Here is a 14,045-nt window from a genome sequence, read left to right as displayed (position 1 = left end):
CAAACCCTCAAAACAGCATGAAAAATGTCAGGTGCGGCGAGCTACTGGAACCGCCGCTGGCCCTGATGATAGGCCTGCCTAAGCAAAATATAATAACAACGTTATTTCTCTTCCAGAAAACGATTATAGGTATGCGCGATATATATATCCTGAGGTGTTTTTACTGTTCCCAAACTTTCAACTTGGCTTTTGCATAGGCTTCATGTACTAGTATCTCAATCATTTCATTAATTTTGATATCCTTTTTATGGCTAAGATAATCAAGTTGTTTCTTGCACTCCTTGCTAATATAGGTATTGAGCACTTTTTTATTCGTAACGCTGTCCCTGAATTTTTTTTGATGCCATGCTTTTTTTAATCTGATAATGAAGAGTTCAACCTCTGGGGTGCTTTTGTCTTTAGCCCATTGGTCAAAGATGGAGTGGACCTTAAGCTCTGGGCTTTTTTTGAACCATAGGTCCACATTCCCGCTCATCATATTGTTTTTTTCAAAATAAGAAAGTACCCACTGATAGTCGGGGTAGTATTTATTCTCATACCTGTCGGAAGGGAACCAGAATGGTTTCTTGAAATCATTGTGAATACGAAGCCAGGCAATTCTCATGTTTTCCAGGTTTATACGTATGTAGTTAATACTGCCCACACGACACTGATAGTCAATTAACATAATCAATCCATCGTAATCAATCCCGCTGCCATCAGGACTCAAACTCCAGCTTGGTGCGACAACATCCATAAGCGTGGGCGTATTACCGTACGTGTGAATTTTATAGTCAGCATGAATGAAATTAGCAACAAAGGATAGCGATCGCCCACAGTCAATCCATTCAAGTTCACGGAATGGGATTAACTTATCCTCTATTAAATCCTTGCATTTATCAAAAAAAACAGCAGCAGGAAAAAGTATGCTTATTCTTTTTTCCTCAATGTATTTAATACAGGCCTCCCGGAAAAGATGAGTGTTTCCTATTCTTGTCATTAATTCATTAGACTCATCTGTCATGAGTCTTGAGCTAAAAATATCGTATAAAAGCCACCGATTGACTCTTTTTTCATAGAGCCTGGATGCTTGTTTTGTTGTACTCATTATTACCCCACATGTCATCATTATCGTAAACAAATGTGCGTTACTCTACGTAGTAAAATGTGTAAAGTTTCACGAAGAAATTCATGTAGCATTCTACGTTTCTTTTCTCCTTTCTGTAAGCCTGTTTATCGGTATCTAAACCCGATTTTACCTAGAAAATTTTAAAAATCTTGAAGTTCGTCATGCATAATCTTTACTGGAAATAGCCCAAATGGGTTGTATCCATACCCTCGGTAGCTACCACTGGTGGTGAGTACCAACCTGTAGCCATCATTCCCAGGCAGTGATGCTACGTGCCAAAAATCACAAATTACCCCCCTCGGCGTCAGAAAAAAACGCTCTTCCCTATTTCTTTGAACTCATCCGAAAAAAAGTAAAATCCATGACCAGAATTTAAAGCAAATCATGCTGGATGAATTTCTGCTCCGCGGGCAGCTTGAATGATATTGGACAGTCGTTACCAAAACATGCCTGACGTTTCTCCTCAGTTCCTTGTTGTCCGCTTGTTTATCTACCGCTAACAGGTCATCATTACCGAGATAAAATAACCAGATTGATGAAATGGCGGGCATCCTCAAATGGCCATTCGGTTCCGAGGCTAATTCCAGAGTGGTCTTTAAGGTGGGCTATATGGGCTCAGGTCATAGCGGGAAAGGCGTGTCTTTATTGAAGTTTAGGCTAAATATGTCTGATTGGTAATATAAATAATAAAGAAGGGGTGTTGATATATTCATTGTGAATGAGTAGCCAGCATGTATATGCGTGGGCATGTTATCTACAAATAATAACTAAGAATCTCTACTATGAAAACAATAAGCAAGGCTATCGATTACAAGTACGTTAAAATACACGCTTGAGAGTGTATTCTTGGAGGTATATTCTTAAGTATATCCACCTGGTGTATATTTGTTCTTGAGTGTATCTGTTCAGGGGGTATTTAGAAATTATCATTATCTGGATAGGGGTAGGCATAGGTGGTTATTGAGGTGTGTCTACTCCCATGATGACCAGAGGGCCTATTAGGCATTAAGCCAAGTGTATCTACGGTAGGTATTCACCAAGTACCTACTGAATAATTCAATACTCGCTGAATGCCAGTAAGTACCGTTATAGCTATAGACATATCAACATGACGTCAGGGGCTGTTTTATTTAACAAGTAAGTATAGGCACGTTGTTCTAACAGAGAGCGATGTACGTGAAGTTATAACGCCTGCCTGGTCTCAGTCTGGCGGGTAGTTGAAGCGTAATTCCGTAATGGGAAGCATCAACAGCGATTACATCTCCCTCCTTACGTCTGAGTGGTACGGACCTACAGGGACTGATTAATCGTATCGATCGTTACCGTTTACCTTGCTGGTGGGTAGAAACGATGCTTAATCACCTTATGCTCTGACGGTTGATCGTTACTGAGGGGGAGAAGTCTGCTCCTCATTCCCTGAATGGCTTGTAGTGCGCTTATATTTCTCGCAGGTAGGTGGTAAGACTGAAAACAACGACTTAACGTCTCCTGGGGCGTTACAGGCGCTCTGAGGCCTACGCAATACGCGAGGGCGGTGTATTGAGTGTACCGATGGGCTCAACTGACCTCGGTGGTGCCTGTTCAACCCGTGTTCTAAAAAGCAGTCATCTTACCGTGACGTATCAGATAACAACCGCTGCTGGTGGCACCCGACGTTCGCCTCAGTCTGCAACCGACATCGTTACCGACGCTGGCGATCACTGCTCAGACCCCTGGTAACGATTTACACCCAGGGCCTGCTGCTTCCTCATCCTAAAAGTCATTACCGAGCGTGGTGTGATTATCCGATCTCACCAGAACGCCTACGCGCTGACACCCCTGCGTCACCGAATCCCAAGAAATCTTTTTTACGTCACCGGTCATGGATATGAACCACAACCCACCGGAGACCCTGTAAATGAATCAGACTTTCAATCCCTTATGGCAACAACGCATCAACGACACCTTCCTGAACGCCCTTGAGGCTTACCCTCGTGTACTGGCCCTGCGGGTTGACCTGCGACTCCCTGATGCCCCTGCGGCCACGGATGCCGCCGTGATATCCCGTTTCACCGACGCCCTGAAGGCCCGCATAGCCGCCTACCAGCAGCGTAAACAGCGCGAAGGAAAACGGGTCCACTCCACGGCCCTGCGTTTCGTTTGGGCCAGGGAATTTGGGGAGCGCAACGGCAAAAAACACTACCACGTTGTTCTGCTGCTGAACCGCGATACCTGGTGCGGAGCCGGAGACTACGGTAGTCCAGACTCACTGGCCGGATTGATTAAGCAGTCCTGGTGCAGTGCCTTGAAGGTCGATGCACAACAGTATTCCACCCTGGCGCACTTTCCAGAAAGCCCCTCGTCATGGCTGGTGCGTGGGAATACCTCAGACCTGCAGCAGGGACTGGCGCGGGCAGGCTACCTCGCTAAAAACCACACCAAAGTCACCGGCGATGGTGAGCGCAATTTCGGCTGTAGCCAGGACTGACAGACTCGGAGGCCAAACAGCGATTCAGACGTTGCAATGGCAAAAGTCAGCAGCACCGATCCTGGTATCCCTTATTTTTTACAACAACCCCGGTTGGTATAGCGGAGTCAGCAGGATAAGCACGTAGCCCTACCTGCCCGACTCCGGTTTCCCTTTGACCAGCCGGAGATCCCTACCATGACCGTATTACCCGACCTGACCAACGACCATCTGGTGACGATGGCCTTTATCACCGAGTTCACCGGCTTGAGTGACAAATGGTTTTATAAACTCATCAGCGAAGGGGCGTTCCCCAAACCGATCAAACTCGGGCGAAGCTCCCGATGGCTGCACAGCGAGGTGCAAACCTGGATGCAGACCCGCATAAGCGAATCTCGCCAGTAAGCCCTACCGACCATTCCAGGCCGTATTCTCACTGTCCGCTCAAGGCGGAGGGTTGCGGCTACCTGAAATCTGATATTCAACATCCGAGGATAACCAGACATGCAAAACACATCCCCATTACTTCACCACTATCAGACCTGGCTTGATGACTTCACCCGTGTCAGCCTTTGCCACGGATTGTGTCAACAGGAGCTCACACATTGGCACCGGCTGGCGCTGACGTCCTGCCCTGAGGGCACCGTTATCGTCATTCCTCAGGGCCTGCTTCAGATAACGCATTCTCCAAGCGTAGAAGCCTGTGCCATTGTCCCTAAAATAACCAAACAGACCGATTGGGCCCTGCTGCCTGGTGTGTTGCTCAGCGAATGCTATCGTCTGGAGCGAGGCATGTTGGCCGAGCAGCTACAGATGTTGTTCCGGTTGCATTCACCGGCTATTCGGCAGGCCATGACACTATTGTGCTGGTGTGAGTTAGTGACGGGGCTGGAGATGAGCGAATGGACGACGTTGCACTTATTGCCCCCCGACGTGCTGGCTCAATGGCTGGCAGCGAAACAGAAAGCCTACGAGGGGCTGACGACGCTGACTGAAGAGTATAGCCGTGCTTCCCGGCCACTCTGAGCCTATTTCGTACAGCGAGTTATCGCCACCACCGTTCTTTGTCGTCTCACACCTTACAACCCCATCAGACAGCCAGAGTCACTGCCCGAGCCCTTCGGCGGCGTCCAGCTGTCTGCTAATCCCGGACCTCTTACTATGAGCAAAATGAAAAGCCGCCATGACGACCTGCTGGGGTACTACCAGACCTGGTTGACCGATTTCACCAAACTCCTGGTTCGCCAGGGCATGTGCCACCCGCAGATTTACACCTATCACCGTCTAGTGGTGTCCAGCCTGCGTTTTCCCGACCGTGCCGAGGTGGCGATTGTCCCCGAATTTCTTTACCGACTGGTTCTCCCCAGTGAGCTTCTGGTCGATGACCGGACATGCAGCCTGGAGATGGATAGGTATTCGCTGCTGCACCACCCGATGCTGGAAGGAGTCTTGTTAAGTGAATGCCTGCGTCTCAAGCAACATTCACTGGCGAACAGGCTGGGTTCGTTGTTTCGTCACTTTGGCAGTAGCGAAATCAAACACAAGCTGGTGATGCTGAGTTGGTACGATCTGTTGGTCGGCTACCCGGCGCTCGACGGGATAGAAACACTGAAATTCAAAGCATCTCCAGACCTCAACGACTGGATTAACCAGCGGCAGGCAGAAAACGCCACACTGACGTTCATGATGGATGAATACGTCCTGTCAAATAGCCCCAGTTGCCAAAGATCGCCTAACGGTGGCGTCAGCGCCCCACACGGCAACAGACTGAGTGAGCCACCACCCGTATAAACGCCGCCATGCCACCACGCCACCGCGTTATCGTAGTTAACCCGCCCCTTGCCACACCGAATACCACGGAGAACGCGGCCCTACCGGCGAGCACAGTGCCGACGTTCTGGCTGATTGAACACTGTGGCGATCATCTCCCTACCAGGAGCTACACCATGCAATTTAAAAAACTGCGCGAAGCTTGCACTCTCAGCGGAGAACTGGTCCACGTTGACACGCTGTTGCCCGACCACACTGTCGACTATTACTGTGGCGATTGCCATAACAGGTTAACGTTACACGTCACGCACACCAAGGGGCGATACTTTGAACATGACCTGGAGCAGGTAGATATCAAGACGGCCCAGGATTGCTACTACCGTCTGACACAACGTGAACCCCACACGTCCCCTAACATTGAGTGGCAGTTTGTGCCCACGTTGGGTTACCCAGCGTCTCAACCTTACTTTTGTGCGCTGTGCGACAAGGAGTACGAAGGGCTGAAAACCTGCCCCGATTGCAAAGGCCATATCTATACCACTGAAGTCAGCTTGCGAGATTGCAGTGGAGGACTACTAAAATGAATACGGCAGTACCGCTGAACAAAAAATGACGCTATGGGAGAGTGTCGGCTAGCGGGGTATCCCTGTCATGGTGTCATTACCGACCACGGATTGATGCGGTTAGAATGAACATCGGTCATGACCTTCTTTAGCAGAACCGCTTCCTTTGAGCATAGCCCGTTGATAAAGTCGTCAATGGGTAGGCGAAGGAAAACAAGCATGGTTGAACGTATTGATTACCAGATTGAAAAGTACAGCTTTGCGGACGTTAATGAAACGCCACGTATTGCTCAGCAGTGGGCTGAAGTCATCGAAGAGTGCCGTCAGGTTAGGGCTGGAAGTGCCGAACGTCTGCGTATCGCCTTGCTGAATGTGGATTATGTCACCAGCTTTGAACTGCCTTTTCGTTTGCTGCTGGTGCGTGCCCCGCAACTGATTGCCGGGCTGCGTGATGAACTGTCACTCAGTCAGAAAAACGTCGTGTTTAACGGCAAGCGTTTTGGCTGTGTTTACAGCGTGAAATCTGATTTAAATCAGATACCGGAAGAGTTTCACTACCGTCTGTCAACCCGCATTCGCCGGGAAGGATCGTCAGGCGAGAGCGCTGCGCCTTATCGGGAGATTGCTAGGGAAATTAGAATGCCGCGTGAGCGGCTTAAGCGGGCGCTGGAGAACGGACTGGCAGTGACGGCGCTGGATGGTCTGTTCTGGTTCGGTATGCAGCGGATCGCTGCTGACGTGGCAGTGCTCAGAAAAAAGGGGATGCGTATTGCAACCGCTGAGGTACCCGTCTGGGACAGCCTCACCGCCACCCTCCGCCCTGTACCGGTCTACCGCTGCGGGTGAAAACAAGCATTGATTGACCGTTGAACACACCGTTGCCGATCCGCCGCAGGTTGGTGACAGTTGAGACGGTACAACGGGGATGAAAGAAGCTCCCCCATCACCGATGTTTAACCCTGAAAAACATCACGAAGCCGGTACGGGGTAGCCTGCATTATATCGTGGTGGTGGCCTGGTTTTTCAACGGTCCCGTATTGTTACGCTGAATAAAACCGACGCGTGCTGACCCCCAGCGTGTCGATAACAATGCCAGGAATAACAAGCCATCTGGGCGACAAAATAAACACTTCCATGAGGTTGCTACGGGCTCATCGCTTCATTACCCTTGGCATTAATTTTACTTAACATTAATAACCCCATGACAACACCTCCCGAGCAAACCGTAAAAGACCTGGCCCATCTCGCGTTCTGTGCCCTGGTAGCCTTGCATACGGCCATTCAGCAAGGGACTGTCACGTCTCCGATGGCAGAACACCTGTTCCTGGTACGTTGGTTGGCCACAGCGCAGAAACAAAAACGGTTTCCCCGCAGTGTGGCGTTAGATATTCAGCAGTTGCTGGACAAGGGACGTAAACAGGGGATTGAGGCCAAACTCAAAACTCGCTTCGACTATATTTGGCACTCATGTACTGGCGAACTCAAGCACCAGAACGATCTGTTCAGGCTCACCTACGCTATCGAGAGCCTGAAGGCACAAGGCTGGCGTAATGAGCTGGTGACCCAGACTGAGTGGGATAACGGGATTATCGAAGGGCCCGAGCCTGCGCTGTATGTCGTCAAATCAGCACTCAATGCGGCGTTTACCCAAGAAGGCCGATTAATCACGCCGCTGGCATTTAGGGTGACAGATAATCCGCAGCATTTTATTGAGACATTGTGCACGAGCGCCCTGACCGCCAGCCTGTCGGGAGAGACGGTGACGCTGATACCCTAAGCCTGAACGCTCATTGACGATCAGCATGGGGAAAGTCAGTGCCCCCATTGAAGAACAATGGGGGCGTCGGATTAGAACAGAATGCGGAACCCCGTCGTGGCGTTCAGCGGGCTTTCCACCTTGTTACCATTCAGGTAATTCATTTCGGCGTAAACGGCCGTGTTCTTGGTGATGTTAGCACTGACCCCCAGACCATACTTGCCGACATTGCCCGAGTAGTTGTTATCCAGAGTAATATCGTTGATGGTTACCGTGTTGCTACGGGTGAATTCGCGCGCAATGGCCAGCTTGGCATAAGGGGCTACCTCAACCTCTCCCAGTGTCATCTTGGCACTGAGGAGCGTCCCTAATTCCCCCTGCACACTGTTGGCCGCATGAACAGCGGATTGCATCCCGTTACTCAAGGTATAATCCGCAGCGCCAAGGCGTGAGTAATTCACTTTGCCATAGGGCTCCAGGGCAAGCAGGTTGGAAAGAGGCAGTGTGTAGCCGGTTTCCAGCGAGGCAGTGAAGGTACTCTGGCTGTAATCGCCTTTGCCGATCGCGCCATCATTCATACGGGCTCGGACCGTTTGGCTCAGGCGGTTGCCTTTCAGCACGCTATCCAAATACCAGCCAGAGTTAGCCAGATAGCTGGCGTACAGGCCACCACTGTAGCTCGCCACATCACCGTTGCCCCCTAGATTGAAGCTGACATTGGACTTGCTGTAGGCCGTAAAGGCACCCAGCAACCATTTGCCGTCAACCATATCCCACGATTTGTCAGCACCGATCTCCATACCGCTCAGCGTATTTTTGAATGACGCATAGCGGTGATCGTTCAATCTGCTTTCATCGTTCAGATAGCGAGCCCAGACGCCAACGTCTGCCACGCTGCTACGCAGGTTGCCTTGCCGTTGGCGCAGCGTGCTCAGTTCAGTATTAAGAATATGCTGTGACGCTGCCGCCATGCTCAGCACGCCTTGAGCACTGGCGCTGAGAATAGGAGTAGAAACCGGCGTGGGTTCGACAGGGGTTGGCCCAGGCGTTGGGAGCACACCGGGCTCCTCCGTGTTTTGCTCTGGCACGGTACCCGCCTTGCCACCGACCAGATACCACTGGGTATGCCCATCCTGTGAACTGTTGTACAGCCGGTATTGATAGACACCGGCTTCGACGATACCGCCCTGGTTCAGCAGGTTGAATTTTGCATCGCCACTGTTGATGTAGACCAACGGCACGTTGGCAGGAAGACCGATCTCCCGGCCACTGTCTTGCACCATCAGACCAAACTGACCTGTGGCGCGTTGCGTCACCCGTAGGCTATCACTTACGCCATCGGCCAGGCTGGTGGTCAGCATAAAGGTGCCTTGACCAGAAAGATTTTCGACATCCAGGCGGTTAACCTGGTCAGCTGAAATGTACGGGATCAGCTCGAGGCTGCCACCCTGCAGGGTTAACGTGCCAACCTGGGTGACCATCACGGGGCCAAGCTGTGCCGCAGGTGGAGCCGTACCCAATTCATCATTGCCATCCCAGGAAGGCCCGATGGTGACCTTGCCTGCGATCGTCAGTTTTTCGAGGGTGATATTGGTGGGAGTCGCAGGCACATTGGAAGTGACATCAATCAGCTTGCTGTCGGTGTTGGCGATATACAGCTCCCCTCCTGCTCCAACCAATAACTCTCCCAGGGAACGGCTGTTAGCCTCCATCTCCATGCTTGCGCCGCTATTAATCAAGGTGTTGCTGATAGTACCGTAAGCATTCACCGTCAACCGCCCCCCTGAGTTGACCACGGTATCATTGGCTGTTGAACCGTCTTCAACTTGTAGCCAACCGTCCTTATTGACGGTGATAGCGTTGCCCTGAGAATTGTTATCCAGATAAATCATGCCTCTGTTATAAACGACACCATTATTAACAATGCCTTCGGTAACATACTGTAAGGCATAAGGTGAAGTTTCCGTCGTTTTAAAGACAGATTCATTATTGACGGTAGTTCCATCGACTCGCTGGGTATAGGCCTGTGCCTGCGTTGCCAGCCCGCAATAGCATAGGGTTATTGCCAGCGTTAAAGCGTTTATTTTCATCCATGCCTCAGAGAATAGTAATGATGTTGTTTTGCGGCTCGTTTCCCTCTTATCTCGTATACCTTGAAGAGGTCATTCCTTCACAAGCACGCTATCAGAAAACGAAATCAAATAAGCAATTGACGGGAAAAAGAGGATGAACCTGAGATTGAAATAAACGAGGGCTGCATCCATGCTTTACCGCCACAGGATGACAGATGGCGCACTGACACCCCTTGGTTATAAACCGGGCGGGAGTATAGGGTAACGCATTATGAATGTTCAACCACTTCAGTGTGATGATATAGGCAGTCAATGAGTGGCAATGACGACACGCCACTCAAGTTTAGAAGGGTAAGCAACGTTCAGCTCTGTATCTGTATTAGTACGGGTGAATAATGATTGCAAACTGGTCTACGCATGGTTAATATTCGCGCAAATTTATATATAAGCATGTATTAAGCGTTTTCCAACAAGGATTGTTTGATGTTACCCCCCCGTTTTGTCTGTCGGGCGCGTTATTATCGCGTCTGCGCTATTGCTGTGCCTGCTTTCCTGATGGTTTCACCTATGGCATTTGCGGCTAGCGCCATCAATAACAACGAACAAGTGATCTTGCAGCAGCAGCGTCAGCGCGCGCTGGAACAGCAGCTGTTGCCCCCAACGCCCGATGTGCGTCTGTTGCCCCCGGCTTCGCGGTTGGGGCGTTTGGCTTTCCCACAGGAAAAACCCTGTTTCAATATCGGCCGCGTGGAATTGAACGGTCAAGAAGCGTTGCCACGCTGGTTGCCGTTACAACGCATCGCCAATCAGGCGCAGGGCCAGTGTCTGGGTGGCAAGGGCATCAATCTGCTGATGAGTACGATGCAGAACCGCCTGGTGGATCACGGCTACATCACCACCCGCGTTCTGGCCCCGCAGCAGGATTTAAAGAGCGGCACGCTGCAACTGAAAATCCTGCCCGGTTTTATCCGCCAGGTGAAACTGACGCCGGACAGCGGGAGCTATATCACGCTGTTCAATGCGTTCCCACCGCGAGCAGGTCAATTATTGGATCTGCGCGATATCGAGCAAGGGCTGGAGAACCTGCAACGGTTGCCGACCGTGCAAGCCAATATGGAAATCGTCCCCGCTGAAAAACCCGGCGAAAGCGATATTCAGCTCAACTGGCAACAGGCCAAAATCTGGCGGCTGGGTGCGTCGCTGGACGACTCCGGTTCGAAAGGCACCGGGCGTTATCAGGGCGGATTGACCTTCTCGCTGGATAACCCGCTGTCCCTCAGCGACCTGTTCTACATCTCCGGCACCCGCGCGCTGCAACCCGGTAATGCCAAGAGCAGCAAAAACATCACCGCTCATTACTCGGTGCCGTTCCGCTACGCGATGCTGTCAGTCACCGCCAACGACTACGACTATCACCAGACCGTGGCAGGGCTGAACGGGGATTACCGTTACCGTGGCGACAGCCAGAACCTGACGGTGCAACTGAGCCGCGTCCTGCATCGCAGCGGTACCCAGAAAACCACCTTTACCTACGATATCCTGACGCGTGGCGCGAAAAACTACATCAATGACACTGAAATAGAAGTTCAACGCCGCCGCACTGCCGCCTGGCGCATGGGGCTGCAACACCGCCACTTTATCCAGCAGGCGACGCTGGACGCCGGTATCAGCTATCAGCGTGGCACCCGCTGGTTCGGTGCACTGCCTGCGCCGGAAGAGTCGTATGGCGATGCCACCGCGCTGAGCAAGATTATCCAGATCTCCAGCCAGTTGAACGTGCCGTTTTCGCTGGGCAAGCAGACATTCCGTTACAACGTTCAGTATCAGCGCCAGATGAGTAACACCCCGCTGACGCCGCAGGATCAGTTTGCCATCGGCAGCCGCTTTACGGTGCGCGGCTTTGACGGTGAGCGTACCCTCAATGCCAACGCGGGTTGGACGGTACGCAACGAGTTGGCCTGGACGACGCCGGTGCCCAATCAGGAACTGTATCTGGGGGCGGACTACGGCCATGTCAGCGGTCGTGGCACTGAAGGTCTGGTGGGCACCAATCTGGCCGGTGGCGTGCTCGGCGTGCGTGGCAGCGCCTTCAAGACCCGTTATGACCTGTTCGCCGGGGTACCGCTCTCCAAGCCGGACGGTTTTGATACCAGCCCGGTTACGCTGGGTTTCACCCTGAACTGGGATTTTTGATGCAGATAGGTGCTTATGACGTGCATGCCCCGCTGATGTTAGGCGGGGATCGCAGTGAGGCCGAGGTGCTCGGGGCCGCCGTGTGGTTGTGGATGCACTCGCCACAGCACCGGGATGTGCCGCTGCACGCGTTGCCCACGGTGCTGCTGCCGATTATCAAACACCAGCACTACATGCTGGTCAGCCAGGGTACACAGCCGCTGTTTTTCCTCAGTTGGATGTGGCTGAGCGTTGAGGCGGAAGCGCGTTATCTCACGCAACCGGCCATCCTGGTGCAGGAAGATGACTGGGCCAGCGGCGATCGCCTGTGGCTCCGTGACTGGATCGCGCCGTTTGGCGATGTCCGGGCGATGCGCCGCCTGGTGGGGGCCGTGCTGTTCCCTGAGCACTGTTTTCGTTCCCTTTATCACCGTGGTGCACAACGCGGTAAACGTGTGATGAATTTCAAGGGTGACCAGGTCAGTCATGCGCAGGCTCGCGCCTGGCGGGCCGCCAACCCATTATCTGTTTCTCTACCCGAATACCCGCAAGACCAATCAAGGATGTTGCCGTGAACAAGAATTTATACCGACTCATTTTCAACCAGGCTCGTGGCATGCTGATGGTGGTGCCTGATATCGCCGGGGCTGGCCGTGCGGGGGCCGCGTTGTCGCCGTCCGGCACGGGCCACACCCTTAGCCAGATGATAGGTAAAGTTCATGGCCTGTGTTTTGCGGTGCTGCTGGCCCTCGGGGCCATCCAGCCGGTGCAGGCCAATATCGTGGCCGATGGTAGTGCGCCGGGCAACCAGCAGCCGACCATCATCAGCAGTGCCAACGGCACGCCGCAGGTCAATATCCAGACGCCAAGCGCCGAGGGCGTTTCGCGAAACGTCTACAGCCAGTTCGATGTGGATAACAAGGGCGTGGTGCTCAACAACAGCCACCTCAACACCCAGACCCAGATCGCCGGGATGGTCACCGCCAACCCGTGGCTGGCAAAAGGCGAAGCCAAAGTCATTCTCAATGAGGTCAATGCCAGTAACCCAAGCCAGTTGAACGGTTTTATCGAAGTGGCCGGGCAGAAAGCGCAGGTGGTGATCGCCAACCCCGCAGGTATCACCTGTAGCGGATGCGGCTTTATCAACGCCAACCGCGCCACACTCACCACTGGCCAGGCGCAGATGACCAACGGCCAACTGACCGGCTATAACGTCGATCGTGGCGAAATCGTCATTCAGGGTAAGGGGCTGGACAGCAGCCTGCAGGATCATACCGATCTGATCGCCCGTTCGGTCAAAATCAATGCCGGGCTGTGGGCCAACGATCTGGCGGTGACCACCGGGCGCAACCAGGTGGATGCGGCACATCAAACAGTCGCAGCAAAGACCGCTGACGGCAGCCCCCGCCCACAGGTGGCGGTGGATGTGTCCCAACTGGGCGGCATGTACGCCAATAAAATCCGCCTGCTGGGCACCGAAGCCGGGGTGGGCGTGCACAATGCCGGGGCGCTCAATGCGATTGCCGGTGACGTGGTGGTCAATGCGGATGGGACGCTCACCAACAGCGGAGCGATGACCGCCTCTCAGAACGTCCAGGTGACAACCTCCGGGGATATCACCAACAGCGGCAAGCTGTACGCGGCGGCAGATACCCAGGTGCAGAGCCGCGGCGCACTGACCAACAGCGGGATTGTGGCAGCACAGGGCAACACCACACTCACCGCAGCCAGCATTAACAGCACCGCACAAGGGGTGTTGGCCGCAGGCATGGCCAGCGATGGCAAACTCGGCAGCAGCGGCAACCTGACGCTCAACAGCCAGGGGCAGCTCAGCGCCAACGGCCAGAACTCGGCGGCGGGGCAATTGTCCGCCACCGGTACCGCGCTGGATTTCAGCGGCAGCCAGACTTATGGCAACAATATTGATTTGCAAGCCACGGTGGGCGATATCAGCACCGCCGGGGCCAACCTGGCGGTAACACAAACACTCTCTGCGCGTACCGGCGGGATGCTCAACAACGACGGCGGTAAACTCAGTGCCGACCAGCTTGCACTGACCGCCAATGCCCTCTCCAACCAGCAGGGCACGGTGCAGCAGCTCGGGCAGCAGGATTTAACCCTGTCGCACACGACCAGCATTAACAACCGTGCAGGCACG

The 14,045-nt window shown here is 52.9% G+C and carries 12 protein-coding genes; 10 read left to right on the top strand and 2 right to left on the bottom strand.

The features are described from left to right. Window positions 1–160 precede the first annotated feature (160 nt). A complete protein-coding gene (locus tag AC2A1E_RS23130; RefSeq protein WP_484385695.1) occupies window positions 161–1,087 on the bottom strand; it encodes a hypothetical protein in 927 nt (308 codons plus the stop codon). A 1,918-nt stretch (window positions 1,088–3,005) separates the two neighbouring features. Here AC2A1E_RS23130 and AC2A1E_RS23125 point away from each other — a divergent pair. From AC2A1E_RS23125 to AC2A1E_RS23095, 7 genes are all read left to right on the top strand, one after another. Continuing rightward, the gene (locus AC2A1E_RS23125; RefSeq protein WP_484385694.1) at window positions 3,006–3,575 is read left to right on the top strand and encodes an inovirus Gp2 family protein; all 570 of its coding nucleotides are present in this window, start codon (window positions 3,006–3,008) and stop codon (window positions 3,573–3,575) included. Window positions 3,576–3,752: 177 nt separating this feature from the next. Continuing rightward, on the top strand, window positions 3,753–3,959 hold the full coding sequence (locus AC2A1E_RS23120; RefSeq protein WP_484385693.1) for a helix-turn-helix transcriptional regulator: 207 nt from the start codon (window positions 3,753–3,755) through the stop codon (window positions 3,957–3,959). A gap of 99 nt (window positions 3,960–4,058) precedes the next feature. After that, on the top strand, window positions 4,059–4,580 hold the full coding sequence (locus AC2A1E_RS23115) for a secretoglobin family protein (RefSeq protein WP_484385692.1): 522 nt from the start codon (window positions 4,059–4,061) through the stop codon (window positions 4,578–4,580). 135 nt (window positions 4,581–4,715) lie between these two features. Then, on the top strand, window positions 4,716–5,345 hold the full coding sequence (locus AC2A1E_RS23110) for a hypothetical protein (RefSeq protein ID WP_484385691.1): 630 nt from the start codon (window positions 4,716–4,718) through the stop codon (window positions 5,343–5,345). Between the two features lie 155 nt (window positions 5,346–5,500). Then, complete coding sequence (locus tag AC2A1E_RS23105) at window positions 5,501–5,908, top strand: putative zinc ribbon protein (RefSeq protein WP_484385690.1); 408 nt, start codon at window positions 5,501–5,503, stop codon at window positions 5,906–5,908. A 198-nt stretch (window positions 5,909–6,106) separates the two neighbouring features. Continuing rightward, entirely contained in the window at window positions 6,107–6,733 is a 627-nt protein-coding gene (locus tag AC2A1E_RS23100; protein ID WP_484385689.1) for an ECs1377 family protein, read from the top strand. A gap of 355 nt (window positions 6,734–7,088) precedes the next feature. After that, complete coding sequence (locus AC2A1E_RS23095) at window positions 7,089–7,664, top strand: DUF2913 family protein (RefSeq protein WP_484385688.1); 576 nt, start codon at window positions 7,089–7,091, stop codon at window positions 7,662–7,664. Window positions 7,665–7,735: 71 nt separating this feature from the next. Here AC2A1E_RS23095 and AC2A1E_RS23090 read toward each other — a convergent pair whose 3' ends face one another. Then, window positions 7,736–9,733, bottom strand: a complete 1,998-nt coding sequence (locus tag AC2A1E_RS23090) for an autotransporter outer membrane beta-barrel domain-containing protein (protein WP_484385687.1) — start codon at window positions 9,731–9,733, stop codon at window positions 7,736–7,738. 465 nt (window positions 9,734–10,198) lie between these two features. Between AC2A1E_RS23090 and AC2A1E_RS23085 the strand changes: the two genes are divergently transcribed. The 3 genes from AC2A1E_RS23085 to AC2A1E_RS23075 all read left to right on the top strand — a co-directional run. Further along, a complete protein-coding gene (locus AC2A1E_RS23085) occupies window positions 10,199–11,908 on the top strand; it encodes a ShlB/FhaC/HecB family hemolysin secretion/activation protein (protein WP_484385686.1) in 1,710 nt (569 codons plus the stop codon). Then, the gene (locus tag AC2A1E_RS23080) at window positions 11,908–12,462 is read left to right on the top strand and encodes a toxin-activating lysine-acyltransferase (RefSeq protein WP_484385685.1); all 555 of its coding nucleotides are present in this window, start codon (window positions 11,908–11,910) and stop codon (window positions 12,460–12,462) included. Before AC2A1E_RS23085 ends, AC2A1E_RS23080 begins: the two co-directional genes overlap by 1 nt. Next, the coding region (locus AC2A1E_RS23075; RefSeq protein WP_484385684.1) for a two-partner secretion domain-containing protein at window positions 12,459–14,045 on the top strand (1,587 nt) is incomplete at its 3' end. The genes AC2A1E_RS23080 and AC2A1E_RS23075, both read left to right, overlap by 4 nt.

Source organism: Serratia sp. HNCC26DJ206, assembly GCF_057180605.1.
Note: the sequence above shows the minus strand (reverse complement) of the source record. Positions and strands in the feature narration are given on the sequence as shown.

What these genes read in the sequence shown, in the direction of transcription:
- AC2A1E_RS23105 (WP_484385690.1), top strand. Translation starts at nt 5,501, where the DNA reads ATGCAATTTAAAAAACTGCGCGAAGCTTGCACTCTCAGCGGAGAACTG.
- AC2A1E_RS23100 (WP_484385689.1), top strand. Translation starts at nt 6,107, where the DNA reads ATGGTTGAACGTATTGATTACCAGATTGAAAAGTACAGCTTTGCGGAC.
- AC2A1E_RS23080 (WP_484385685.1), top strand. Translation starts at nt 11,908, where the DNA reads ATGCAGATAGGTGCTTATGACGTGCATGCCCCGCTGATGTTAGGCGGG.
- AC2A1E_RS23130 (WP_484385695.1), bottom strand. Translation starts at nt 1,087, where the DNA reads ATGAGTACAACAAAACAAGCATCCAGGCTCTATGAAAAAAGAGTCAAT.
- AC2A1E_RS23125 (WP_484385694.1), top strand. Translation starts at nt 3,006, where the DNA reads ATGAATCAGACTTTCAATCCCTTATGGCAACAACGCATCAACGACACC.
- AC2A1E_RS23085 (WP_484385686.1), top strand. Translation starts at nt 10,199, where the DNA reads ATGTTACCCCCCCGTTTTGTCTGTCGGGCGCGTTATTATCGCGTCTGC.
- AC2A1E_RS23115 (WP_484385692.1), top strand. Translation starts at nt 4,059, where the DNA reads ATGCAAAACACATCCCCATTACTTCACCACTATCAGACCTGGCTTGAT.
- AC2A1E_RS23095 (WP_484385688.1), top strand. Translation starts at nt 7,089, where the DNA reads ATGACAACACCTCCCGAGCAAACCGTAAAAGACCTGGCCCATCTCGCG.
- AC2A1E_RS23090 (WP_484385687.1), bottom strand. Translation starts at nt 9,733, where the DNA reads ATGAAAATAAACGCTTTAACGCTGGCAATAACCCTATGCTATTGCGGG.
- AC2A1E_RS23120 (WP_484385693.1), top strand. Translation starts at nt 3,753, where the DNA reads ATGACCGTATTACCCGACCTGACCAACGACCATCTGGTGACGATGGCC.
- AC2A1E_RS23110 (WP_484385691.1), top strand. Translation starts at nt 4,716, where the DNA reads ATGAGCAAAATGAAAAGCCGCCATGACGACCTGCTGGGGTACTACCAG.